This window comes from Parabacteroides sp. AD58, assembly GCF_023744375.2.
Lineage (GTDB): Bacteria > Bacteroidota > Bacteroidia > Bacteroidales > Tannerellaceae > Parabacteroides > Parabacteroides absconsus.
Map to the genome: position 1 here is coordinate 1,930,010 of NZ_CP146284.1, position 23,929 is coordinate 1,953,938.

At 42.6% G+C, this 23,929-nt stretch carries 19 protein-coding genes and 1 tRNA gene; 3 read left to right on the forward strand and 17 right to left on the reverse strand.

From position 1 onward, the window contains the following. Positions 1-126 precede the first annotated feature (126 nt). On the forward strand, positions 127-2,160 hold the full coding sequence (locus NEE14_RS08460) for an HD family phosphohydrolase (protein WP_251967751.1): 2,034 nt from the start codon (positions 127-129) through the stop codon (positions 2,158-2,160). Here NEE14_RS08460 and NEE14_RS08465 read toward each other — a convergent pair. The 6 genes from NEE14_RS08465 to NEE14_RS08490 form a co-directional block, all read right to left on the reverse strand. Continuing rightward, positions 2,132-2,623 carry a low molecular weight protein-tyrosine-phosphatase gene (locus NEE14_RS08465; RefSeq protein WP_251967750.1) on the reverse strand — a complete coding sequence of 164 codons (492 nt, stop codon included), beginning with the start codon at positions 2,621-2,623 and terminating at the stop codon, positions 2,132-2,134. The two genes, NEE14_RS08460 and NEE14_RS08465, sit on opposite strands and share 29 nt — an antisense overlap. 96 nt (positions 2,624-2,719) lie before the next feature. Beyond that, the gene (gene priA / locus NEE14_RS08470) at positions 2,720-5,188 is read right to left on the reverse strand and encodes a replication restart helicase PriA (protein ID WP_251967749.1); all 2,469 of its coding nucleotides are present in this window, start codon (positions 5,186-5,188) and stop codon (positions 2,720-2,722) included. Positions 5,189-5,311: 123 nt separating this feature from the next. Further along, entirely contained in the window at positions 5,312-5,890 is a 579-nt protein-coding gene (locus tag NEE14_RS08475; RefSeq protein ID WP_251967748.1) for a porin family protein, read from the reverse strand. A gap of 88 nt (positions 5,891-5,978) precedes the next feature. Continuing rightward, positions 5,979-6,653 (reverse strand): hypothetical protein, encoded by a 675-nt coding sequence (locus NEE14_RS08480; RefSeq protein WP_251967747.1) that lies wholly within the window; start codon positions 6,651-6,653, stop codon positions 5,979-5,981. Then, the gene (locus NEE14_RS08485; RefSeq protein ID WP_251967746.1) at positions 6,619-7,629 is read right to left on the reverse strand and encodes a DUF4373 domain-containing protein; all 1,011 of its coding nucleotides are present in this window, start codon (positions 7,627-7,629) and stop codon (positions 6,619-6,621) included. The genes NEE14_RS08480 and NEE14_RS08485 overlap by 35 nt, the downstream gene beginning before the upstream one ends. A gap of 333 nt (positions 7,630-7,962) precedes the next feature. Further along, a tRNA-Thr gene (locus tag NEE14_RS08490) sits at positions 7,963-8,035 on the reverse strand. A 176-nt stretch (positions 8,036-8,211) separates the two neighbouring features. Here NEE14_RS08490 and NEE14_RS08495 point away from each other — a divergent pair. After that, a complete protein-coding gene (locus tag NEE14_RS08495) occupies positions 8,212-9,192 on the forward strand; it encodes an IS30-like element IS4351 family transposase (RefSeq protein ID WP_005794072.1) in 981 nt (326 codons plus the stop codon). 37 nt (positions 9,193-9,229) lie between these two features. Here the strand turns inward: NEE14_RS08495 and NEE14_RS08500 are convergent, their stop codons facing one another. From NEE14_RS08500 to NEE14_RS08530, 7 genes are all read right to left on the reverse strand, one after another. After that, a complete protein-coding gene (locus NEE14_RS08500) occupies positions 9,230-9,691 on the reverse strand; it encodes a hypothetical protein (RefSeq protein WP_251967745.1) in 462 nt (153 codons plus the stop codon). A gap of 58 nt (positions 9,692-9,749) precedes the next feature. Further along, complete coding sequence (locus NEE14_RS08505) at positions 9,750-10,787, reverse strand: DUF6340 family protein (RefSeq protein WP_251967744.1); 1,038 nt, start codon at positions 10,785-10,787, stop codon at positions 9,750-9,752. Between the two features lie 39 nt (positions 10,788-10,826). After that, positions 10,827-11,678 (reverse strand): sugar phosphate isomerase/epimerase family protein, encoded by an 852-nt coding sequence (locus NEE14_RS08510; protein ID WP_022455273.1) that lies wholly within the window; start codon positions 11,676-11,678, stop codon positions 10,827-10,829. Positions 11,679-11,830: 152 nt separating this feature from the next. After that, a complete protein-coding gene (locus NEE14_RS08515) occupies positions 11,831-13,309 on the reverse strand; it encodes a glycoside hydrolase family 30 protein (RefSeq protein ID WP_251967743.1) in 1,479 nt (492 codons plus the stop codon). An 87-nt stretch (positions 13,310-13,396) separates the two neighbouring features. Continuing rightward, complete coding sequence (locus tag NEE14_RS08520) at positions 13,397-14,581, reverse strand: 6-bladed beta-propeller (protein WP_251967742.1); 1,185 nt, start codon at positions 14,579-14,581, stop codon at positions 13,397-13,399. Between the two features lie 52 nt (positions 14,582-14,633). Beyond that, positions 14,634-14,816, reverse strand: coding sequence for a hypothetical protein (locus tag NEE14_RS08525; protein ID WP_251967741.1), 183 nt, complete (start codon positions 14,814-14,816; stop codon positions 14,634-14,636). After that, positions 14,800-15,030 carry a hypothetical protein gene (locus tag NEE14_RS08530; RefSeq protein WP_251967740.1) on the reverse strand — a complete coding sequence of 77 codons (231 nt, stop codon included), beginning with the start codon at positions 15,028-15,030 and terminating at the stop codon, positions 14,800-14,802. Before NEE14_RS08530 ends, NEE14_RS08525 begins: the two co-directional genes overlap by 17 nt. Positions 15,031-15,630: 600 nt before the next feature. Here NEE14_RS08530 and NEE14_RS08535 point away from each other — a divergent pair. Next, on the forward strand, positions 15,631-16,383 hold the full coding sequence (locus NEE14_RS08535; protein ID WP_251967739.1) for a DUF6261 family protein: 753 nt from the start codon (positions 15,631-15,633) through the stop codon (positions 16,381-16,383). Positions 16,384-16,556: 173 nt separating this feature from the next. Here the strand turns inward: NEE14_RS08535 and NEE14_RS08540 are convergent, their stop codons facing one another. From NEE14_RS08540 to NEE14_RS08555, 4 genes are all read right to left on the reverse strand, one after another. Beyond that, a complete protein-coding gene (locus NEE14_RS08540) occupies positions 16,557-18,440 on the reverse strand; it encodes a RagB/SusD family nutrient uptake outer membrane protein (protein WP_251967738.1) in 1,884 nt (627 codons plus the stop codon). Positions 18,441-18,459: 19 nt separating this feature from the next. Then, the gene (locus NEE14_RS08545) at positions 18,460-21,996 is read right to left on the reverse strand and encodes a TonB-dependent receptor (protein ID WP_422394642.1); all 3,537 of its coding nucleotides are present in this window, start codon (positions 21,994-21,996) and stop codon (positions 18,460-18,462) included. 22 nt (positions 21,997-22,018) lie between these two features. Then, the gene (locus tag NEE14_RS08550; RefSeq protein ID WP_251967736.1) at positions 22,019-23,104 is read right to left on the reverse strand and encodes a FecR family protein; all 1,086 of its coding nucleotides are present in this window, start codon (positions 23,102-23,104) and stop codon (positions 22,019-22,021) included. 106 nt (positions 23,105-23,210) lie between these two features. After that, positions 23,211-23,759 carry an RNA polymerase sigma-70 factor gene (locus NEE14_RS08555; protein ID WP_251967735.1) on the reverse strand — a complete coding sequence of 183 codons (549 nt, stop codon included), beginning with the start codon at positions 23,757-23,759 and terminating at the stop codon, positions 23,211-23,213. Between the last annotated feature and the right edge of the window lie 170 nt (positions 23,760-23,929).

Genomic DNA, 23,929 nt, shown 5'->3' on the forward strand with positions numbered 1-23,929 from the left:
TGAATATGGGAAGTTGTCTGGTTATGAATAAATGAGGTTATAAGGTTATGAGATTGTAAGTTAACCTTATCAACTTGCCAACGAGAACCGGGGCAACTCATCAACTCAAAAACGAATAAACGAGATATGAATATTAAGAATTACAACGTACATCCGTCTATATTTTTTATCATAGCAGCCTTACTGATGGCTTACTTCTTTCCACGTGACGCAAAGTTCAAATATCAGTTCTACGAAGGGAAACCCTGGCGTTACGGACTGCTGACGGCTCCGACCAATTTTCCTATCTATAAAACCGACGCACAGGTGAAGGAAGAACAAGACAGCGTATTGAAAAAGTTCCAGCCGTATTACCGGGTGAACCAAGAAATCGAGTCCAACCAGATCGATAAACTGCGTGCCGATTACAACAGTCGCCTGAACCAGCGCGTCACAGCAGCTTATATGCAGTATATTGAAAAGATGCTCCAGCAGCTGTATGGTAACGGAATTATCTCAGCGGAAGAAATGGAGAAGTTGCACGCAGAAGGATATTCACAGATTAATCTGCTGCGCAATACCGTTTCTTCTCCACACTACGTATCAGACTTTTTCACTGTCAAATCGGCTTATGAGTTTATTATCAACAATTGTCCTACTACGTTAAACCGATCGCTGCTGCAGGCATGCGACATCAATAATTATCTGGTTGAGAATGTCAGTTATGATACTGATATGTCCGACCGCGTCAAACAGGAGTTGCTGCAAAGCGTCCCGATTTCGACCGGTGTCGTTCAGGCCGGCGAACGCATTGTCGACCGGGGAGAGATCATTGACTCCCAAACTTACAATGTGCTTCGTTCTTTAAAGAAAGTCTATGAATCCAAATCCGGAGGAAATCAGCGGCACAACCTGATGCTGGCCGGACAAATCATCCTCGTCTTCGGTATCCTCTTCTGCTACTGGCTTTATTTATGGTCGTTCCGCATCAAGTTCATGCATAACCGGCGTAATGCCTTTTTCCTGATATGCTGTATTTTCATGCCTGTCTTTCTAACCGAGATCTGTGTAACATACAGCATTTTCAACATCTATATCATTCCGTATGCCATCGTTCCGATTGTGGTCCGCACGTTCTTCGATTCGCGGACGGCCTTGTTCACGCACCTGATCACTGTGCTGGTCTGCTCCATCATGGCACCTTTCCCGCATGAGTTCCTTATCCTGCAGATCATTGCCGGCATGGTGGTGACTTTCAGTCTGCGCGAATTATCTGAACGATCCCAGCTGATGCGCTGTTCGTTCTTCGTCTTCCTATCATACGCACTTGCCTACTTGGGACTGGTGCTTTACCAGGATGCCGACCTCAACAAAATCCATTGGATGATGATGCTTTACTTCGGCATCAACCTTATCCTGCTTATGTTTACCTATGTTCTCGTCTATATGCTGGAAAAGACATTCGGCTATCTATCAACCATAACATTAGTGGAACTGTCGAACATCAATTCAGGCATCTTGAAGAAACTGAGTGAGACGTGTCCAGGCACCTTCCAACACTCACTGCAAGTCTCCATCATCGCTTCCGAAGCAGCTGCCAAAATTGGAGCCAATGCACAGCTGGTCAGAACCGGAGCCATGTATCACGATATAGGCAAGATGTGTAATCCGATCTTCTTCACCGAAAATCAGAACCAGCAGAATCCGCACGACGGTCTGTCATTCGAAGAAAGTGCTCAGATGGTGATCAGCCACGTCACAGAAGGAGTCAAGATTGCAGAGAAAGCCTCTTTGCCCAAAGAAATTATTGATTTTATCCGCACCCACCACGGACGCGGTAAAGCCAAGTATTTCTACAACTCTTTTAAGAACAAATATCCCGACAGGGAAGTGAATGAAGAACTGTTTACTTATCCCGGACCGAATCCATTCTCCAAAGAAACGGCCATTGTAATGATGGCGGACTCGGTCGAAGCGGCTTCACGCAGCCTGAAGGAACACACCGTGGAAGGTATTCAGCAACTGGTCAATAAGATCATCGAGACGCAGATTGCCGACGGATTGCTGAAGAACGCTCCGCTCACCTTCCGGGATGTGGAATCCATCAAGCAGGTCTTCATCGAGAAGCTGAAGATCATGTATCACACCCGCATCAGTTATCCTGACTTGAAGAAGAAATAACACGGGCCAGAAGTCCTCGGCAGGCATCTTCCAGCAGGTCGAGGACAAGCTCAAAACCTTCTGCTCCACTATAATAGGGATCAGAGACATAATCGTACAGCCGATTCGTCGCATATTCCATCATCTGATGAACTTTCTTCTCCGAATCCAGATCGGGAGCCATTTCCTTCAAGTCGTCTACATTCCGATTATCCATTCCGATAATCAGATCGAAATCATAGAAATCCTGTGTCTGGACCGGACGGGAAATGGAATCCAACCGATAGCCCCGACGGATAGCATGGGCTCGCATCCGCGGATCAGCAGGTTCTCCTTCATGATAACCGATAATACCGGCCGAGTCAATCAGAAAACGATCTGCCATTCCGGCATCTTTCACCAGCTTCTTCATCACTGCTTCGGCCGACGGCGACCGGCAAATATTCCCTAAACACACAAATAGGATTTTGTATTTCTTTTCCATATATTTTGAGTTTGTTTGCTTTCAAATCGACGGATAAACAAGGCTTCGGTTGCTGGGGGAACTTATAAACCGGCAAGCTTCTGAAACCTCTCCTACTTACAACGGATCCACATCATAATGTACCAGCAATTGACGGAACTCCGTGCTCTGCTTCATCTCCTGCTGCACGGACTCCAGTATGTCACGGACTTGCGGGATTGAAGCGGCAATCTCGATTTTCATCACGATCTTGCGAATATGAAGCAGCTGGATATAGGAAACAGGCGGCGTAACAGGACCCAGCACGCGGTCGCCCAAGCGCCGGCGCAACCGTTCAGCATACTGCCGCGATTGTTCATCGAGCACCGTCGGATTCTTCGACCGAAGAACCAGGATAATCAGGCGGTAATAAGGCGGATAACGGAACATGCTCCGTTCCGCCAGTTGCCAGCTGACCATTTCCTTATATGCCCGCTGCGTCACCATCTGGATTAACGGATGATCGGGTTGCGAAGTCTGCAAGACTACGACACCCTGTTTATCCCGTCTTCCGGTGCGGCCGCTCACCTGCATCATCAGCTGGAAAGCCCTTTCATGTGCCCGAAAGTCCGGATAATTCATCAGACCGTCGGCGTTCAGAATACCCACCACGGCCACATGACTGAAATCCAGTCCTTTCGAAATCATTTGCGTACCGATTAGAATATCAGTCTTCTGCTTCTCAAAGTCGCCAATGATCCGTTCATAGGCTGTACGCGTACGGGCTGTATCCAAATCCATCCGGGCCACCCGTGCAGCAGGAAAGAGCAAAGCGATCTCTTCTTCCACCTTTTCAGTGCCAAAGCCCAACGGACGGATATTCACCGAATGGCATTCCGGGCATTCTGACGGAACACGCACAGTAAAGCCACAATAATGACACACCAGCTTCTGGTGAAACTTATGATAGGTCATGCTCACATCACAGTGCTGGCAACGCGGAATCCAACCGCAGTCCTTACATTCTATCATCGGCGCAAAGCCACGGCGATTCTGAAACAAGATCACCTGTTGTCCGCTTTCGAGCGCCTGCCGCATCTTCTCTATCAGGATTGGTGAGAAAAGCGTATCTTTCATCTGCTTCCGCCTTTTCAATTCGCGGATATTGGCCAGGATCATCTCAGGAGGCGAAGCGGCTCCGTAACGAACCGGCAACTCTACCAAGCCGAACTTGCCGGTCATGGCATTGAAATAAGAGTCGATCGACGGCGTAGCCGAACCCAACAGCACTTTGCCCCCATGCATCTGTGCCAGAATAATAGCTGCATTACGGGCATGATAACGAGGCGCCGGATCCTGTTGCTTATAGGTCGTTTCGTGTTCCTCATCAACGATAATTAATCCCAGACTGCTAAACGGTAGGAAGATCGACGAACGCACGCCCAAAACCAGCATCGGACCTTTGCCATGCAACAGCTTGTTCCATACTTCCACCCGTTCGTTGTCCGAGAATTTGGAGTGATATACCAACAACTGATCCCCGAATATCTTCACCAGACGGTCGGTTATCTGCGTCGTAATCGCAATCTCGGGCAAGAGATAAAGTACTTGTCTCCCACTTCTCAAGACCTGCCGGATCAAATGAATATAGATTTCGGTCTTTCCCGACGAAGTAACTCCATGTAACAGGCACACTTCCTTTTCGGCAAAGACATCCAGAATCTTTCCGTACGCCGCCTGTTGTTCGTCGGTTAAGGCATGCGGTTCTTCCAGACGGCACATCCTTGTCTGCAGGCGGCTGACTTCTTTCTCATAACTCTGCAAGATGCCCCGTTTCAATAAACCATCGAGAATCGCAGCACTCTGCCCGCTTTTCTCCAACAATTCCTTTTTCGAAACTTCCTGCTTTAGCACCGGATTCAATGCGTGGGTCAAATCGAGAAAGCTGACCAGCAGTTGCTCCTGTTTCTTTGCCCGTTTCACGACATCAAAGGCTTCCTGCATCCGGTCTTCGGTTGCCCAGTCGGGATGTAGTCGGACATACGTCTGCGTCTTAGGAACAAAACCTTGTTTCAGTTCCTCATTGACACCCACAGCTCCTTTCCCCATCAGCGAAGCAATAACCGGAACAATGTTACGCAAACCGGTTTTCTTCTCCAAATCAGAAACCGTCTGCTTGACTACATTCCGTCCGAAAGCATCCAATACTGCCTGCTCGTTGGGTTTCAACGGAGCATCAGCCTCATAGTCGGGGTTATAAGTAACTGTTGTCTCGCTTTCCAGCTTCAGGCCGGAAGGCAAGGCCGCCTTATAGACATCGCCCAGTTTACAGATATAATATGAGGCAATCCATTCCCAGAAGCGTAATTGCGGACGGCGTAAAATAGGTGTCGCATCCAAAATCGAAAAGATTTCCTTCACTTCATAGTCCGTCTGCGGCTGACGATCGTGCACATCTACCACAATCGCCGTGTAAAAGCGTTTCTTTCCGAAATGCACAATCACACGACTGCCACGGACCACCAGCGACTCCAAGTCGGCCGGAATCCGATACGTATATTGATTCTCCAGCGGAAGCGGGAGTATGACATCTGCGTAGGTACTCATTGTAGAGCAAAGATACAAACAGATACAAGCAAACAAAGCACTTTCCCCATAAAAAACAAGTTGGCCAGACTCCAATCTTCAGAAGTCCAGCCAACTTATTTCCTCCAAATCGTTTTTATCACCTTAGAACAGAATCGCTGCCGAAATCAGCCAGCCACGGTTCTTTCCGTCTATTTCCAACTTCTTTATACTATAATTGTCAGTCAAGCCCAACTGATAGGTCGCACTGATCTGCAAATGCTGGATCAGCTCCACACCGGCTCCTATATTCAGGCCGGCACTGAAGGATTTGGATTCAATCTGATCGCTCAGAACGTCCCAGAACTTGCCACCGCCCAGACGGAAACCGACATACGGACCTGCTGCAGCAAACACCTTCACAGCCGGAATGCCAATCTTCCATTTCAAATTGACCGGTATATTCAAATAATCAGACTTGACCGTCTGTGTGCCTATTTCCATACCTGTCTGCGAATACAGAATAGAGGCATCAAAACCCAGTCCCACTAACGGAGCCATCAGTTCAATGGTCGGACCGATATGAAAACCCGTCAGATTCTCCGTAGAAAAATTCTCCGGCAAATTTGTAAAGTGGATGCTCGATATATTAGCACCACCTTTAATACCCCACTTAAACTGGGCTTGAGCCGGAACCGCCATCCAGGCAACCAACGCCAATATCAACAAATAAACTCGCTTCATACTTCCTGCTTTTAATGATTATCTATTTATGTAAACAAAGATAATACATACAATGTTGAGAAAAAAGATTTTTATTATCCGGAAATTCTCAACTGATCCGAATAGACTCAAACGGCAAGCGCTCTACCGAATTAAAATATTGCTTCAACAACCATTCCTGAGCCTTGAGTTTGATCATAGACTGGCGATAATCTTCGCTGAAGTGCCGTTGGTTCTGCGGCCGCCAGCGTTCAAACTGGGCCATGGCATTGAGCTTTTCTTCCAGCGTATTACGAATAATGCCCCGGCTTTGCAATTCTTGGTAAAGGATACTGGCTAACGGAATTTCGGAATCCGGATGAGCTTTATAGTCATGAAACCGTCTGATAAGCAAACGGTTCATGCACTCGTCATTGTATTCCTTACTTACGCCTGGTAACGCCCGGACATTCTTTTCCTGTTCTGCCCGCTTGACGGCACGATACCGGAGATCACTCATTTTATAGCCTTTCAACCATTTACTGAAAGTCCTGTAATTCAGTCCGACGTAGTCGCCAAACTCCTCTTTCGCTCCTAATTCAAAACAGATGCAAACCTCTTCCATCCGTAAAAAGCCGTAGCTTTCATAGAGGTCTTTGGTCAGTTGTGCCGCCAGCAAAGTGAGTTCATGCCGCATCGGGATTTTAAAGCCCAACAGCATATACGTATCGGAAAGCAGATCAACCATTCTTTTACTGACAAACTGATTGTCAAACTGTGTAATCGGAGGCTGTCTCAATGCCATTTGTAAACGAATATCCAAAGCCATGGTTTTCAAACATTTGTTGGGTTAATAATTTTGCTTCTTCTGCTACCTGCATCATTTCTTCGTATCTTGATTTCCGTGCCGCCGGCTTGTTGATCCTGACTTGCGGGATCGCCGCCGTTTTGCTTCCGGCCAAAATCTGCATATCCGTTTCCCAATGGTTATGTCGCCACCAGGCGATGAACCGCGATTGATATTCTTTCCGGGTCCTTACGGTATCTCCGAGTGCCCGCAAAAGATTGAAATCGTCGAAGTATCTCATGGCATCATAGGCATTTTCCAGCAATGAAGTGCCTTTCCCACTGATGCGAATCAGTAGGTTACACCAGTCGCCGTCATTCAGCAGATCCATTTTCCACTGATCCCATTGATCTTTCAATAACGATTGATCGTTTTCGCGCGCAGGCGCGCCACTCTCTCTCTCAATTATAAATATACTTTCATTTTCTTTACTATCCTTTTCTTTACTTTGTGCACTTTCCACGGTTTGAACTGGCGTTTCAGCTGCGGAAATGAGAGTTTCCTCTGCGTTAACTGATGTATTCGCTGCCATTTCTTCTTTCACTGCCGTAACCGGAACAAGCAAGTATTGCTTCTCCAATTTCCGTTCATTCAGGTAACGGCCCTTCGCCGCGATGTACCGTTCCTGAATGGCTTTAGACGTCAGAATACTCTGTTTCCACAATCCGGCATCGAACAAGCCGATTTCAACCATATAGTCAAGCATGGTTTTCACTTCCTCATCTTCGATGTCCAACTGGTCCGACAGATCGAACAAATAGTCTTGATCAACCTGCACATAGAATGAGCTTTCGTAGATATCACACAAAAGCATAAAATACAGAAGGACACCCGGCGTTTTATGCTTCTTCATCAAACGCCGTATTTTGATATCTTTCAATACATGAGTGTCGATCGGGAAATAATCTAATCCTAATTTTACTGGCCTTGCCATATAAGTATCAGGACAAGTTTTTATGGGTTCGGCAACAGCGCCTCTTCCTCTCTTGTCACGAAACAAAGATACGGCAGCCCAAAATCGCAGTGTGGATCAATGTGGATCAGTGTGGATCAATGTGGACGAAATGGGATCAATGTGGATGAAATGGGATCAAAGTGGATGAAAAATCAGACGCTGATTTTTAACTCTCGTTACTTTTGAACAAAAAACCGGCGTATTTTCATGAAAAGGTAGGCAGGAATTGATGAAAACATAGGCAGGAAATTAACGCCTTCCGGAAAGGCAAAAAACAAAAAGAGCAGCTATCAAAAAATAGCTGCTCCACAGAGCCGAAAACGGGACTCGAACCCGTGACCTACGCATTACGAATGCGTCGCTCTACCAACTGAGCCATTTCGGCAATGATTTTCTTGAGTTCAACTTATAAATGCAACTTTTTGGGTGCGGATAATAAGCAATAAAAACATTTATTTTTCAGAGAGGAAAGAGAGACAATGTCCCCCTTTCTCTCACTCTGAATGGATAAAGTTTGCTATCTTTGCTTTAATTGTCCGTCCAAAGAAAAAAAAGTTGCAGATGAGCAAACATATAACCGAGGAACAAAGGTATGCAATTTCTATGATGTTGCAAATACCGATGAGCAAAAAAGCAATAGCGGAAGCTATCGGAGTAGATAAAAGCACTGTTTACAGGGAGATAAAGCGCAATTGCGACGCCCGAAGTGGTAGCTATAGCATGGAGCTTGCCCAGCGAAAAGCAGACAGGCGCAAGCAGCAAAAACATCGCAAGGAAGTGCTTACACCGGCAATGAGAAAACGGATAATAAAGCTGTTGAAGAAAGGATTCAGCCCGGAGCAGATTGTCGGCAGGAGCCGCTTGGAGGGAATTGCGATGGTATCTCACGAAACGATATATCGCTGGATTTGGGAGGATAAGCGGCGGGGTGGCAAACTGCACAAATATCTTCGCAGACAAGGTCGCAGGTATGCCAAACGTGGTTCTAAAAATGCAGGGCGAGGATTTATCCCAGGCAGGGTGGATATTGATGAGCGTCCCGAGATAGTGGAACTGAAGGAGAGATTTGGTGATTTAGAGATAGATACAATTATTGGTAAGAACCACAAAGGTGCCATTCTTACCATTAACGACAGAGCAACAAGCAGGGTCTGGATACGCAAGTTGTCGGGAAAAGAAGCCATCCCGGTAGCTAAGATTGCAGTATGGGCACTGCGGAAAGTGAAAAACTTAATACACACAATTACGGCTGACAATGGAAAGGAGTTTGCAAAGCACGAGGAAATTGCGCAAAAATTGGAAATAAAATTCTATTTTTGCAAACCATACCACTCATGGGAACGTGGTGCCAATGAAAACACCAACGGGCTTATCAGGCAGTATATCCCAAAGGGTAAGGACTTTAGTGAAGTAACCAACAAACAGATTAAGTGGATTGAAAATAAACTCAATAATCGACCTCGTAAAAGACTTGGATACCTCACGCCAAACGAAAAATTTAAACAAATTATTAATCAGAATTCTGTTGCATTTGCAAGTTGAATTCAGCTTTCTTTAAACCGCCGCAAAGATATAAACTCTATTTGACATCTGAAAGAAGTTTAGCCAAAAAATCATCTAAATCTGCATCCAAATCTTTCAGAAGCGGGTCGTCGAGGCGCAAGGTATCATCATCTAAAAACAAGAGTTCGTCGATGACTACGAACGATTCGTCGGTCAGACTGATTGACAACGGCTTGACAAAACGCGGATTCTCAAACACGTTCTTGGCTACCAAAGTCGACAAAGCCTGTTTGACGGCCGTAATGACGCGTTTGTTGAAGGCATTTTCTTCTTCCGAGTTATTCACCCAGTCAAAAATAATGGTTTTGTCTACCAGATTTTCATCCTCATCATATACCTGCAATTCGCCACTTTCAGCATCTGCCTGTACATAAATATCGCTGATATCGTTCAGTTTGGTATCGGCTACCATCTTCTCAACGGTGGATGTCAGAAATGATTCTAAAACCGATTGTATTTGCGACGGACTTGCTGCCATAGTTATACTCCTTTCCTTAATTAATTCGTTTGGATACCAAAAGTAGTAATAATTTGGATTATCTGCTACCAATTTGTGTATTTAGTTTCTTATCTGCCAGAATTCGTGCCTTCAATACCTCTGAATAGGCTTTCAGCAGTTCCGTATTCCGACTTTTTTCGCCATACGACTCCATGAAAAAATCATACGATTTCTTCGCCCACTCATAGGCTTTATCCAGCTGGCTTTGCATTTCGTAGCAAAGGGCGATATTAGACGCCAACTTGGCCTGCTGATGCTTCGACGAAGTAGACTCAAACTCGCGGAGCCAGATAGCTTTAGCTGTATCCCATTTGCTGGAAGAGGCAAAGGCGGAAGCTTCTTTCCAACGGGAATCGGCATTACTGTAATACCAGCGCGTCTCTTCAGTCCAGTGCGGAACAAAATAGCCCGACACTTTGCTGCCCAATGCCGAAGCGGCCATCCGCAAGGCCTCATCGGCTGTCGGCAAGTAATAGTTCAGCATCCTCAAATCCTCGGCAGCCTGCTGGAACTCAACCGAATCTTCAATGAGGATGGTTGCTAGCGAATTGTCGCGATCGGGCAGATAAGCCCGCATCACACCCTGCATTTTGACGGTGATGGTTCCCGTTAAATAACCAGCGCCAATGTTCACGTCTTTGCGCTCCATGGCAAAAAGCATCTTATCGAGCGAGATAACGGCATCTGCATCGTTCGAACGGCACAAAGCATCTACCTGACGGCGTGTCAGCTTCTGGTCGACCAGGCTGCTGCCTGCATCGCGCAAAGGATCATGAAAAAGGAGAACATCCTCGAAGTAGGAGGCATCCAGAATGGCCGTTCCGCACGAAGCGCACAGATCGAACAAGGCACTGTCGGCCTTGGCACGAGCCGTATCCTGCACAACACCCAACAAAGAATAGGTATAACCCGACTTTTCCGGCTGTGCAATGGCATTGTTCACCATCAGCACTTTCCGTACGTCTTGTGGGAAAGTGACTTCACCTGGATTGCAGGTCTCGATGCCTACATAATTTATTCCTCCACAGGCTGTCAACAATAACGACAAACCTCCTAAGTATATCTCCTTTTTCATATCACAATATTTCCTGAAGGCAATCGGCCTTCACTGTCATCAAATTAATTCACTTACAGCCTTGAAATACCCGATCGACTCGGCAATTCCGAGGAAAGGATCTTTCATGTCTTTCTCGTATTCCAAGCTGCATTTACCTGTATAATTCACCTTCCTCATCATCTGGATCAAGGCAGGGAAATCAATCTTTCCGCGTCCTATTTCGATGCCGCGTCCGGCTTTAGTCGAATCGGTCACATCCTTGATGTGCATATCGAATACACGCGTATGATACTTCTCCAAATCAGTTACCGGATTACAGCCGTTACGCAAGTCATGGCCTACATCCAGACACATACCGATACGCGGATCCAAATCCTTCGTATGTTCCCAGACGTCGGTTGCATCCGGATAAGTCTTGATATCGGGTCCGTGCAAATGGATCGCATAATGGAAATCATATTCCTTTACTTTCTTATCCACATAAGGCAACAGCTCATAATTAGGAACACCGACAATCAGCTTCACTCCTACCCGTTTGGCATATTCGAAAGCCCGGTCGATCTCCGCCTCGCTCTTCATGTAAATTGGTCCCACGGCATAACCGGTAACGCCGAATTCGGCACAACGGGCATGGAAAGCCTTGATCTGTTCGTCCGTACTATCCAATGGCAAATGGAAATCCTTGATACACAAATAATGGACATCCAGTCGCTGCATCGTGCGAAGCGTCGTGTCCAAGTCGAAATTGACGAATGTATAACCTGCCATTCCCAATTGGAACGGATTGACAGACTTAGGTGCCTTCGGAATAATCCGCGACTTTTCTTCGGCGTGCGACATGGCTGATGTACCCAACAACAAGGCACCTGCCAAACTCTGTTTGAAGAATTTTCTCCTCGTATTGTTCATATATATCAGAATTAAAGTTGAATCATTTGAAGCAAATGTACACAAAAAAAGTAGTTGCTTCCTATGAAACAACTACTTTTTCTTTCTCCTACCCTAATTTTTAAGGGTGATTATCTCTTATTAGGAAAGCGGAAAGTACCTGCTTTGCCTCTTTATTTCCGCCAAAGAAACGTATTGATTGAACGCGGAGCGAGTTGTGGCGCATAGATTTGTCCGTCGACAGAGAACGGATATACTTTCGGTTCGGCAGATTCATTCGATACCACCACTACGATACTCTGATCCGGATTAACAAATGCCAGTAATCCTTTTGCATCGCCATCGGCTGCCAGTTTGAAAGCACCCGGTTGCACATAGTGACTGACGTGCTTCATGATATAATATTCCGGAGTATAGCGATAGGATTTCTGGTCTGCATCAACTACTACCAAAGAGTTCTGAGCCCAGCCCCAGCGACTGATGCCTCCGTCTTCGAGCGAGATATTCCAATACAGATAAGCCGAAGTTCCGTTGTTCAGATAATGTTGCATCAGCTGCCAGGCGTACAATGCCGCGTCCCAGGTATTCTTTCCGTCGCCACACTCCTGTTCTGTCTGGTACAGCTTCAACGCTGGATAACGCTGGTGAATGGATGCGATGGCTCCTTTCCCAGCCCATTGGAAACCGACGCCACGGATGTATTTGCTACTCTCCGGATCATTCAGCAAGGTATCTACCAAGGCGGCATTCGGACGTTCCATTGTTCCGAACATCACTTCGATACCTTTCTCTTCCATGGCCGGGCCCAGATAGTTGCCCACAAACTCGGCCAGTCCGGCTGCCGTCCAGCAACAACTCGGGAATATCTGTGCCGAATTGAATTCATTCTGCGGCATCACCATCGAGATGTTAATACCTTCTTTCCGATAGGCATCGATGAATTTGGAGAAATAAAGCGCATAGGCCGAGAAATATTCCGGCTCACAGATGAACATATCCGTTCCTTCACGCCCCTGACGATCTTCCGGCAAACCATTATCCACAATGGTTGTCATATACGTACTTTCGCCCTCTTGCAGTTTCTTGTTCAGGCTGCCCGCCGTTTTCGGAGTCGAAACACTTGCATAATGCTGGTTATGCTTCATCCACGAAGGTGGCGACCACGGAGAAGCCCACAGCTTCAAATCCGCATTATACTTCAAGGCATTTTGGATAAACGGAATCAGCGTCTGTTTATCATTGGCTATCGTAAACGACTCCATGGCAAAATCGCCCGCCTGTTCATCATACGAATACCAGTCGCGTGAGAAATCGTTGGCGCCTACCGGCATGCGAGCGATGGTGAAGTTGGCCCCGAAGTTGGGATAAAACAATTCTTCGAGTACCCTTTCCCGATCGGCCGGTTCGAGTTTATTCAACGACATCCAGCCCAACTCATTGAAACAGGCCCCGAAGCCTTCGATCTGCTGTTGCACATCGGTTGTCTTGATCGTGACCAAAGGTTCCACACTCGCCTCTGCCACCGGAAGCGGTTCTTCCGTTTGCCAGCAAGCCGTTTCTGTAGAAGCGACCCATTCTAACTGGGGTTTGCCCTGGCAAGAAAGCAAACCTCCTACCAAAATAATTGAACCAAGTAATGTATGTGTTTTCATATAAACCCTTTAAAATTTGACGACTATAGAATTTATATCCATAAAATTGAAGATTAAAATGAAGATCACACTCAGATGCAAAGGTAATCATTCCTTTACTTTAACCATAAACAAAACCGGATTACACTCATCCGTATCTATGTTCGGTAATTTCTCTTCGATCATTTTTCTTAGTTTATCTGCCTTTTCTGTAGTTAAAGCACCTTCTTTTATCCGATCATCAAAATGATCCAGACTTCCTTGTATTAAATCTACGTCTCGTAGTAAAAGCAGATAGTCTTTATACTGACCTATAGGATGGCCACTTCCTATAAACAGAAAATCGTCGTTCCAATACTGGTAAGTCTTGACCTCTTTTTTCACTTTGTCATAAATGCTCAGAACCGGGACAATCACATTGATACTTTTGATAAAGACCTTATCGTGGATTTCAAAAACACCTTGAATTCCTGCTATCGTCCTTTTTTCCAAAAGGACATCTATGGAGCGGCGAACGTCATGCTTGATATCCATCCTATCCTCCGGTGCCATGCTTCGATCCTTATAATCGATATAATATACAGGGGATAATTTTTCACCTGACAAAACAAATACAGAGTCATTCATATCTTGCGCAAACAAGATGTCGTTTTCTCTTTTGCAGAATACACAGTCATGACTTTTGGGCAAGTCGGACATGGGATAATATTTTTCAACTAAGTCTCCATTGATATCTTTAATGACCAAGGAATAAAGAGGAACACCATAACGTGCATCTTCTCTATATAAATAGAACAGTCCATCCTGATACTCCATATTCGTCGCAGAATAATCCATCGGGATTGTTTTTATGAATTCATTATCGAAGGAAAATACAAATACTTTCTTCCGGACACCATCAAATATGTATATCAACCTGTCTTTTTCATTAATCGAAAAATCATCCACATCAGCACATTCCTCCGGTCCTTGCCCCCGGCTACCGATCCGGTATAAAAATTTACCACTACGGTCGAACGTATAAATACCTGCACTATTGAATCGTTCCATCACAAAAATGAAGTCTTCAGACAGCACTACTTTTTTGATTTCCCCTAAAATGGATTCATCCGTAAATTCTAATGGTATCATTTCTACTGCTTCCGCAAACTCAGAAAACCTTCCGTTGTAGGTTTCAAAGTCGGTTATCGGAATACTCTCCATACCGGAAGATTCATTAGATTCACTTTGTTTTTGGGTACAGCCACACAAAAACAGGCTGAATACGATGGATAATAAAAGATATTTTTTCATTTTCTTGAAGTATAAAGTTAGTTGAGAATTATTTGATTTCAACATGAAAAGCCTACTCATACGCCGGATTCAATTTATAAAACACCAATGCCGGATTTGTATCATCCGTACCCGCATTCATGATTTTCAGATACTCTTCATTGGCCAAATGCGCGTTTTCCTTGATAGGAACAGGTGTGAATGAGGTGACAAAAAAGTCGCCATACAGGCAAATGGGATTACCGATCGAAAACATACCTTTTTTCAACACTTGATTGCGTGTACGATAAGGCTTTCATATCGGTTGCATCAATCTCAGTATAATCACTTTCAACCCGAGGAATATTGCCGACATTATCACTGACCACCAGTTTCATTTCCTGTTGATCCACTTCCGGAGCTGCTTGTTTTTTACCTGTACAGGAGAACCCCAAGACTAAGGTTACCAAAATAGAAATGTGTTTGTTCATCGTATTTTGTTTTTTAGATTAATGATTTTTTTCACTTCCAACGATAAGAAAAAAGGCCTACAAGTACATCAGGTCTTAACGTGTAAAACATGGTATTCGCTTTCATACAATGGCTAAATTGTGAGATTTTATCAACTGATTATAAATTCGCATAGCCTAGAGAAAAATCATACTAAGCCTTACACAAAAGTAGCTTTTTTTAAATAAAAACAAATGTTTTTTGAGAAAATCATTCCTCATTCTTTCTTTTTTCCCCTATTTATTATACCTTTATCGGCGTGAGCGATCTTTGTTTTGCTTCAAAGTTTCCGTGTAAGCTGCACGAAGTCGGTGTAGGGCTACAGAAGTCCCATGCAGGCTGCACGGCGTTTTTGTAGGCCTACAAAAGTCTCTTGCAGGCTGCACGGCGTTTCCGTAGGCCTACAAAAGTCTCTTGCAGGCTGCATGGCGTTTCCGTAGGCCTACGACGGGTTCATGCAGGCTACACGGGGTTTTTGTAGGGCTACGACAGATTCATGCAAGCCTGCACGAAAATTTTGAAGCACAACAAGAGTCTATCACACAGTTTTTTAGTTGTTAATTTTTAAAACGCCTATGAATATGGAAAAACAAGTTGACACCATCGCCCTTAGCAGGTTTTCCAATTACGCACATTACAATTATATGGATGTTGTGTATAAAAACATGAGTTCATTGCTTATTTTGGGAGAGAAACTGACAACAGAACTCCCAATTTTTAAAGAAAAACTGGACAATGAAAACGAAGTGCTGGTACAATCGAGGAAAAACGACCTGACCGAAGAGATCGAGGTGGGCGACGACCAACGCGACAACGGGTTGAGCGGATATGCCCAAGTGCTGAAAGGATTCTTATGTTTGAAAAGCGGTGAGCAATATGAAGCGGCCAAAAAGCTGGACAAGCATTTGTCTGATTTCAATTTGTCGCCCCGCATGTCGCTCATCAAGCAAACGGGTGCGATGAAGAATCTCATTGAAGATCTGGAGACGACTTATACCTCGCAGGTCACCTCTTTGGGATTGACGCCATTCGTCACTATGATGAAAGAGGGCAACACCGCGGTCGACACCAACCTGCAAGCCCGTGATGCCCGAAGTGCCGGAAAGATGAAGGCCGCCGTACTGACAGCCCGCAGCGAAACGGACGAAATCTACAACAAGATCATCATGAAGATCAACGCCCTGGCGATCGTAGATGAAGTGAATGCCGACGAATACGGACAACTAATCGACGAACTGAACGCTCAGATCAAACACTACAAGGAACAGGAATTGACCCCGAAAACGAAGAAGGCAGACGATAGCTCTACTTCTGATAGCGACACCAATGCCTAACCGTTCTATCCGGAATACGAATAAAAGAACAAATATACGTAAACGAAAAAAGCAGGAACACAGTCCTGCTTTTTTCATTTCAATAGGGAGACACAAACAGGCGTCAGCGACGCAACTTTTTCCATCGATTTGTACAGCCTCTCAAAATTAGCACTAATATTTATACATTGGCATTACCAACCCGGATTTTGTACTAAAGACGGACATCTCTTCAATTCTTCCTGTAAAATCGGATACAGATAAGACTTCGGAGAAGTAAATACACGTCCATCCTCTACCGTGAAACGTTCCATACGATACGTCTTACCGTTTACAACAATCTTACCGTTCGGATCTTCTACCGGTCTCATACCATGAGACTGACGCTGGTTCTTCGGATAAGGCCAGTCTGAAGGATCAACATTCGATTCAGTACCGTAGTTCTCCGGTTCCAGATACAAACGAGAAGTCCAATAACGATTGTTTTCATAGAACAATTCCACACGACGTTCACGCTGGATATATTCGTTCATCAATTCTTTATCGGTCTTAACAGCCGGCGGCATCGGAGACATAAATGAACGGGCACGTACCTGATTGATCAAATCATAAATTTCTTCGTTCGGACCACTCAATTCATTGACAGCTTCACAATAGATATAGATAAATTCAGGTAAACGCCAAATTGCCGGACCGCTTATTGAATGTCCACCATGACCTCTGTCCCAACCATCTTTATAGAATTTTCTCAGATAGTATCCTGTATGAGAAGCCTGATCCAAATAACTGCCACTTACAGCATCGTTTCCTTCTGCTGTATTCAATTGTGCACCACCATACCAAGAACCATGATAACGGATATCACGATAGAAACGAGGGTCTCTTTGTACACTTTCATATGGATTACCATCATCATAGCCATCTTTCACAGCATGGTCACAATAAATTGGATAACCATATCCATCCGGACCGATATATTCATATTCATCTACCTGTTCCTGCAACGGACGCTGACGAGCGTGTCCACCCTGAGAAGGAGGCAATACGTCACCAGACCAACCTGTATCCTTATCTTTTGTTACGAACCAAACCCACTCATCCTGAATAGCATTCATGTCATACATCATTTGCCACAAACGCTGTTGAACTTTCTTATTATTTGTTTCAGCATTTCCATCTACATCTCGGAAGTCGTCCTTATCGTATGTTTCATACAATTTATAACGAAGCGAACCATCTGTTTTCTTACATTCTAATACAGCTTTAGCAGCATCTCTGGCTAATTCCCAACGCTTCGGATCATAACCATATTCAGACTTAAATACACGTGTATCATTGGGTAAGTTTCCACCATTCCACATCGGAGTTGCAGCCATCCAGCGAACCATAGCCTTTAAGCCTAAGCAAGCTCCTTTATCAACACGTCCAAAATATTGGCCTCCGTTCCATGCATCTACCCGTGCATAAGCAGAATCAGCATCTGCACAGATCTTATCTACCATCGAATGAAATGATTCTTTTTCAAAAGTCATATCATCACCTGGATTGATGACTCGGTTTACATAAACAGCTTCACCATATGCACGAATTAATAAATAATGCATATAACCCCGTAAGAAATAAACTTCACCAATTCTTCTCTGCAAATCACCTTCACGGCCATCTTGCGGATTATCCGGAGTATTATATTTCTTTACACCTTCTAATATAATATTAGCTGAACGAATGGTCGTATATAAGTCATCCCAATATTGCCAATAACTACTATTGGAAGGCATACCCTGAGACGGACCATAATTTCCTACCCAAAACTGATAAGGAATGGCACTTTCATGACTACTAGCACTACACTCATCCGAAATACTAGATATACTAAAATGGTTTAAATACAATAACGGACGATTGGCAAACTTTGCATGTGCATACAAATCTGTAACTAACGATTCTACTTTGTCAAAACGAGTAAAAACTTGCTGTTCTGTTGTCTTGTCGTCCGGTGTACGATCCAAATAGTCTTCACAAGAAGTAAAGCTCAACAGACCTGCTAACAAACCCGCCAATATATATAATCTTTTCATATTCTTTCTTCCTCCTTAATTAATATGTTATATCTATACCAAAATTGAATATACGCTGAATTGGATACCATGAACCATCGCCATTTTTTGTTTCCGGATCAACATCTACGTCATCCAATCCATCAAATGTCAACAAGTTCATACCTTGAACATAAAAACGTACATTTTGTAATCCGGCAAAACGGATAAGATGCTTCGGTAATGTATATCCAATTTCCACATTCTTCAAACGTAGGTAAGAAGCATTATACAAGTACAAACTACTATTCGAATTTTTATTATTGTCATTTGTACCAATTGTTAAACGTGGATAAGTTGCCACATCTTTCGTTTCTTCAGTCCAACGATTGAAATGCATAGGCTTCACCTTACCAATCTGGTCTTGGTCAAACTGTGGGAAATCCCATACAGCAGCGCCATTTAACAAAATGCTGGAATTAGCAGCTCCCTGGAACAATAGGCTCAAGTCAAACCCTTTATACTGGATACCTACCGGAATACCAAACTGGATTTCAGGTGTTCGCGGATTACCCATGGCGCGGCGGTCATGTTCATCGTCGATCTTACCATCACCATTCTGGTCTTTGTACACTACATCACCCGGATACAATTTACCCCAAGGTTGGAAACCTGATCCACCATTCATGGCATTCAACTTATCTGCTTCAGCCTGGTCATATACAAAGTGATCAAATTCATAAACAAAATATTCATCAATTCTTTTCCCTGTATTGGCTCTCCATTCATTCTCATAAGAGACCTCATTCATAAACTTGATTTTGTTTCTAGCGAATGTAAAGTTCGGCTTGATATAATATCTGAAATCTTCACCAATATTTCCATTCCATCCAATTTCAAAATCAATCCCCTGATTATCTACAATACCTGAATTAATGAAAGGAGCGTCTTTTCCGACAATTCCCGGATAACCCAGTTTATTCCCATCACTCAGGTTCGTAATGATATCATAGCGATGTTCGAAGAAATAATCTGCAGAGAAGGTTAATCGTTCATTAAAGAAAGAAGCATCAAGTCCGACATTCAACTTACGAGCTTTTTCCCAAGTCAGATTAGGATTCGCAAAATTACCTTCTTTTAATCCTGAATAACCATTACCAAATTCATTTACACCAAATGAATAGCCATCACCTCCTTGAAAGAACTGCAAATAAGCAAAACGGTCATCATTGTTATCAGAGATCTTATCACTACCGACCAAACCATAAGAAGCTCTTAACTTCAAATTGCTTAACCATTTTTCTGCACCCTGCATAAACCGTTCACGAGAAATCACCCATCCGATAGACCCTGCGGGGAATGTACCATAGCGTTTACCAGGAGCAAAGTTTTCAGATCCATTGTATCCAATATTGAACTCTGCTAAATACTTATTCTGGAAAGCATATGTAGCACGTGCCGTCATACCTTGATAACGATAGGCTACCCGATTATCGTAACTTCTATTGGAACGATTAAACAAAACCATGGCAGAAACATCATGATCGCCAAAAGTCCTCAGATAATCCAACTTTAACTGATAATAAGTTTTACTTTCGGCTGCGTTATGACTAAATCCATTTTCTATCGTTTCATCCTGATCATACCACGGATTTCCTAAAATATAAGCCCCTGTATAATTCGGATTATTCATATAAATAGAACCATAACTGCCTTCAGCAGGTTGGAAAGTCGCATATTTTGAGAAATTCATGTATCCATCTGCTCGATCCCCTAATTTTCGGTTAATCCAGTTACCTTCAGAAGCATCATACGAGAAGACACCTTCGATTTTTAATCCCTTAGTGATAAAATCTAATTTATGACCAATAGCAAATGATCCGTTCAAATAGGTATTCTTTTCCTGCAAATATCCTCGTCTTGACAATTCACCCAAAATATTTCTTCGATGCTTATAATCACCATATAACATGCCATATGGATTGTTCAATTCATATGTTTCATTGGCAGGATTACCATTACTTTCTACAACAATTGGCAGATAAGGAGGAAGAGTATTACACAATTTAACTACTTCAGAAGCAGATGTTCCAGGAGCCCGTCTATCTGTAATGCGAGCACCCAAATCTACGCGAACATAAAAATCTTTGGTAATATCCACATCTACATTCGCTCTAAAGTTATATCGCTTAAATTTAGCTTGAGTATCTGTTTCTGTTACATCCGTATGCTTATAGTTTCCACCTTGTGAATAATAGTTAGCCATCACATAATATCTGGCACGTTCAGAACCACCACGTATTGACAAACTATAATCTTGCTGCATACCGGGTTTGAAAGCATAATCGAAATAATCCCAATTATAACCTAATCCATCTGAATTATCGCCTTTAGCCTTCCGATAATTGGCAATTGCTTCATCAGTAAATAATTCCAACTTACTTGGATCGGTTGTCGGATTACTGTTGATCATCGCCTCATTATATAAAGTCGCATAATCAGCTGAACCTAAATATTTAGGGAATTTTACTGGAGAGTTTGTTCCCACAGAAGCTTTGAAATTCACACTTGGTTTTTCAGAAGCTTTACCACGTTTTGTTGTAATGATGATAACACCATTGGCACCACGTACACCATAAGGAGCTGTTGCTGAAGCATCCTTCAAAATAGTAAATGTTTCGATTTCTTCAGGAGCCAGATAACTCATGTCACGTTCTACTCCATCCACAATAACAATTGGTGATTTATCACCATAAGTACCCATACCACGGATTCTCAAATCAGCTCTATCTACACCTGGTTCACCACCACCAAACTGATTGACCATCAAACCAGGCATTCGACCAGCCAATGCATTATTCAAATTGGCAGTCGGACTTTGTTTCAAATCTTTGGTAGTAATCGTAGATACAGAACCCGTTATGGTTGCTTTCTTTTGTGTCGTATAACCGACAACAACCACTTCTTCCAAAGCTTTCGAGTCTTCCACCATCTTAATGGTCAAATCACTCCGCCCATTAATCTTAACTTCCTGAGCCTGATAACCAATATAAGAGAACACCAAGCTTGCACCAGAATATGGAGCCATAATTTCAAAATTACCATCCATATCCGAAACAACACCGGTCATCGTTCCTTTCACCATGATATTCACACCAATCAAAGGACCATTTGCATCTAAAACACGTCCTTTAACTCTAAAACCTTCCTGAGTAACCGTCGGTCCAGCATCTTCTGTGTTTCTGTCATTTAAAGCGTAGAGAACGACTTGCCCATCTTCTACTTTAAATGAGCAGTTTTGATCCTTCAAGAGAATATGTAACATTTCTTCCAAAGTTACATTTTCAGTCTTGCATGTCACTCTAGCTTCATCATTTAATACGTTGTTTGAATAAACAATACTTACACCGGCCTGTTCTTCTATTAGTTCTAAGGCTTGTTTTAAAGTTTTGTTTTTACAAGTTAAGGAAACTTCATCAGCAAGAATATTTGCATACATTCCAACTGAAACACAACTACACAACCCAATTGTTAAAACTCGCCTAATAGACTTTTGTCTCATCAACAATTGAGGAGAATAATTTAATAAACGCTTCATAATACTAGATTTTATTAATATGTTATTTTCCGTTAGCTTTTATTTCATACTTCGATTCCACCTCTCCTGAAGATACGGTAAAAAGCAAAGAATTTAAAATACTTACTAATGGGTTCTTCAAATCCAACCTCCCTGAAATCAACATCCCATCCAAATTCTCATCCTTCAAAACAATTTTCACATTATATATTTTTTCCAATTTTCGAATGACATTTTTCAGTGGTTCTCTTTCAAATTTCAAACGACCATCTATCCAAGATATATAATTAGAGACATCTACTGACTCAAGCTTTTCATTTGCTTTATCCGCCGCATAAGTATAACATTGATTCGGCTCCAAAATCATTGTTTCTTTGTTTCCGTCCAATGCTATCTTGCCCGAAACTAATACTGCCTGAAACAATTCTGCCTCTTGATCAGAAAGTACATTAAATTTAGTACCCAAAACCTCGACCGTCTTATAAGCTGTCCTTACACAAAAAGAACTTTTGCCATCTTTTACTACTTCAAAGTAAGCCTCACCTTCCAAATAAACTTCTCTTTTCTCCGAGTCAAACTCATCAGGATAAACCAAAGAAGAGCCAGAATTAAGATAGACTATCGAGTTATCTGCTAAAACTAATTTTGTTCTTTTACCGTAAGGAACAAACACTGCATTTAATTGCTTTCCTTCTCTTTTTTCAATTTGAGTCGAGTCATTAATAACAATCTTTTCATTATTATTATAACTAATCAGAGCAGAAGAATCTTTCAATGAAACAATCTGCTTATCAGCAACTTTTAAAGTTATCTCTGTTCTTTTCTCAACATCACTCAATAGCGCCTGATATTCTTCTATAGAATCTTGATTAGAACCAACAAACTGAGACATTCCCCAAAACACTCCTAAACAACAAGCAGCAATACCAATCGCTATTTTTATCCATGGAGCTTGTTTCTTCTCTTTCTGATAAGAAGGTATATAGAAATCAGTCAAAGAACAGATCAACATCAACTCTTTATAACGAGTCTTATTTTTATCATCCTTTTCAATCCAAGAAAGAATAGCCCGAGCTTCTTCTATCGTGCATTCTCCTTTTATATATTTAATCAAAAGTTCGTCAGACATATTCAAAATATTAACCTTCTCTAAATTAAAATACACGTAAAATAGAGATACACCCTAAAACAAAATGGCAATATTTGAATAAAAAAGTGTTAATATCAAAAAAGAATTATTCAAAAAAGGCTTTCCTAATCTCCAATAAGGCTTTTGTAATGTGATATTCTATTGTTTTTTCTAATAGTTGCATTCTCTCAGCTATTTCTTTATTTTTCAAACCCTCTTTTCTACTCATTAAAAAAATCTGCCTTGTTTTTTGTGGCAATTTATTAAGAATATTTTTCAATTTCACTTCATATTCATTCGATAGCAAAGAACACAATGTTTCATCTTCCAATACATATAAATTACTACGCTGATAAATTTGCTCCTCTGTCAAAGAAGACAAATCAACCATTTCCAAATGTTCCTTTCGCAAGTAATTTAAACACAAATTCCGAGTAATTACCAATAAATAGCCACTTATATCTTCTACATCTTTTAATTCGGCATGTTTATTCCATAAGGCTACAAAAACGTCCTCGACTATTTCCTCTGCAACAAATTCGTTTTTGACATATTGCAATGCATACTTATACAAGCGCTTCTGATATACATCCATAATATCACGCAACGCCCGACTGTTACCAGAACTTAATTGAGCAATAAGTCCTCGTACCATTGCACATATTTCATACACGACTATCATTACAGTCCATATATAATTTATACGACAAAATTATTAAATAAAATGAAATAACGATACTCATTTATTTCTAAAATCAATGTTTACTTCATCCATTTATTCTTTGTCCCAAATAATCTATAACAAAAAAGGATTCACATTCATAT

Excerpts from the sequence above, each read along its gene's own strand:
- NEE14_RS08480 (WP_251967747.1), bottom strand. The coding sequence starts at position 6,653 with ATGGCATTGAGACAGCCTCCGATTACACAGTTTGACAATCAGTTTGTC.
- NEE14_RS08520 (WP_251967742.1), bottom strand. The coding sequence starts at position 14,581 with ATGAAAAAATATCTTTTATTATCCATCGTATTCAGCCTGTTTTTGTGT.
- NEE14_RS08545 (WP_422394642.1), bottom strand. The coding sequence starts at position 21,996 with ATGAAGCGTTTATTAAATTATTCTCCTCAATTGTTGATGAGACAAAAG.
- NEE14_RS08550 (WP_251967736.1), bottom strand. The coding sequence starts at position 23,104 with ATGTCTGACGAACTTTTGATTAAATATATAAAAGGAGAATGCACGATA.
- NEE14_RS08515 (WP_251967743.1), bottom strand. The coding sequence starts at position 13,309 with ATGAAAACACATACATTACTTGGTTCAATTATTTTGGTAGGAGGTTTG.
- priA (WP_251967749.1), bottom strand. The coding sequence starts at position 5,188 with ATGAGTACCTACGCAGATGTCATACTCCCGCTTCCGCTGGAGAATCAA.
- NEE14_RS08510 (WP_022455273.1), bottom strand. The coding sequence starts at position 11,678 with ATGAACAATACGAGGAGAAAATTCTTCAAACAGAGTTTGGCAGGTGCC.
- NEE14_RS08460 (WP_251967751.1), top strand. The coding sequence starts at position 127 with ATGAATATTAAGAATTACAACGTACATCCGTCTATATTTTTTATCATA.
- NEE14_RS08555 (WP_251967735.1), bottom strand. The coding sequence starts at position 23,759 with ATGGTACGAGGACTTATTGCTCAATTAAGTTCTGGTAACAGTCGGGCG.
- NEE14_RS08485 (WP_251967746.1), bottom strand. The coding sequence starts at position 7,629 with ATGGCAAGGCCAGTAAAATTAGGATTAGATTATTTCCCGATCGACACT.
- NEE14_RS08495 (WP_005794072.1), top strand. The coding sequence starts at position 8,212 with ATGAGCAAACATATAACCGAGGAACAAAGGTATGCAATTTCTATGATG.
- NEE14_RS08535 (WP_251967739.1), top strand. The coding sequence starts at position 15,631 with ATGGAAAAACAAGTTGACACCATCGCCCTTAGCAGGTTTTCCAATTAC.
- NEE14_RS08525 (WP_251967741.1), bottom strand. The coding sequence starts at position 14,816 with ATGTTTTCGATCGGTAATCCCATTTGCCTGTATGGCGACTTTTTTGTC.
- NEE14_RS08505 (WP_251967744.1), bottom strand. The coding sequence starts at position 10,787 with ATGAAAAAGGAGATATACTTAGGAGGTTTGTCGTTATTGTTGACAGCC.
- NEE14_RS08465 (WP_251967750.1), bottom strand. The coding sequence starts at position 2,623 with ATGGAAAAGAAATACAAAATCCTATTTGTGTGTTTAGGGAATATTTGC.
- NEE14_RS08475 (WP_251967748.1), bottom strand. The coding sequence starts at position 5,890 with ATGAAGCGAGTTTATTTGTTGATATTGGCGTTGGTTGCCTGGATGGCG.
- NEE14_RS08530 (WP_251967740.1), bottom strand. The coding sequence starts at position 15,030 with ATGAACAAACACATTTCTATTTTGGTAACCTTAGTCTTGGGGTTCTCC.
- NEE14_RS08500 (WP_251967745.1), bottom strand. The coding sequence starts at position 9,691 with ATGGCAGCAAGTCCGTCGCAAATACAATCGGTTTTAGAATCATTTCTG.
- NEE14_RS08540 (WP_251967738.1), bottom strand. The coding sequence starts at position 18,440 with ATGAAAAGATTATATATATTGGCGGGTTTGTTAGCAGGTCTGTTGAGC.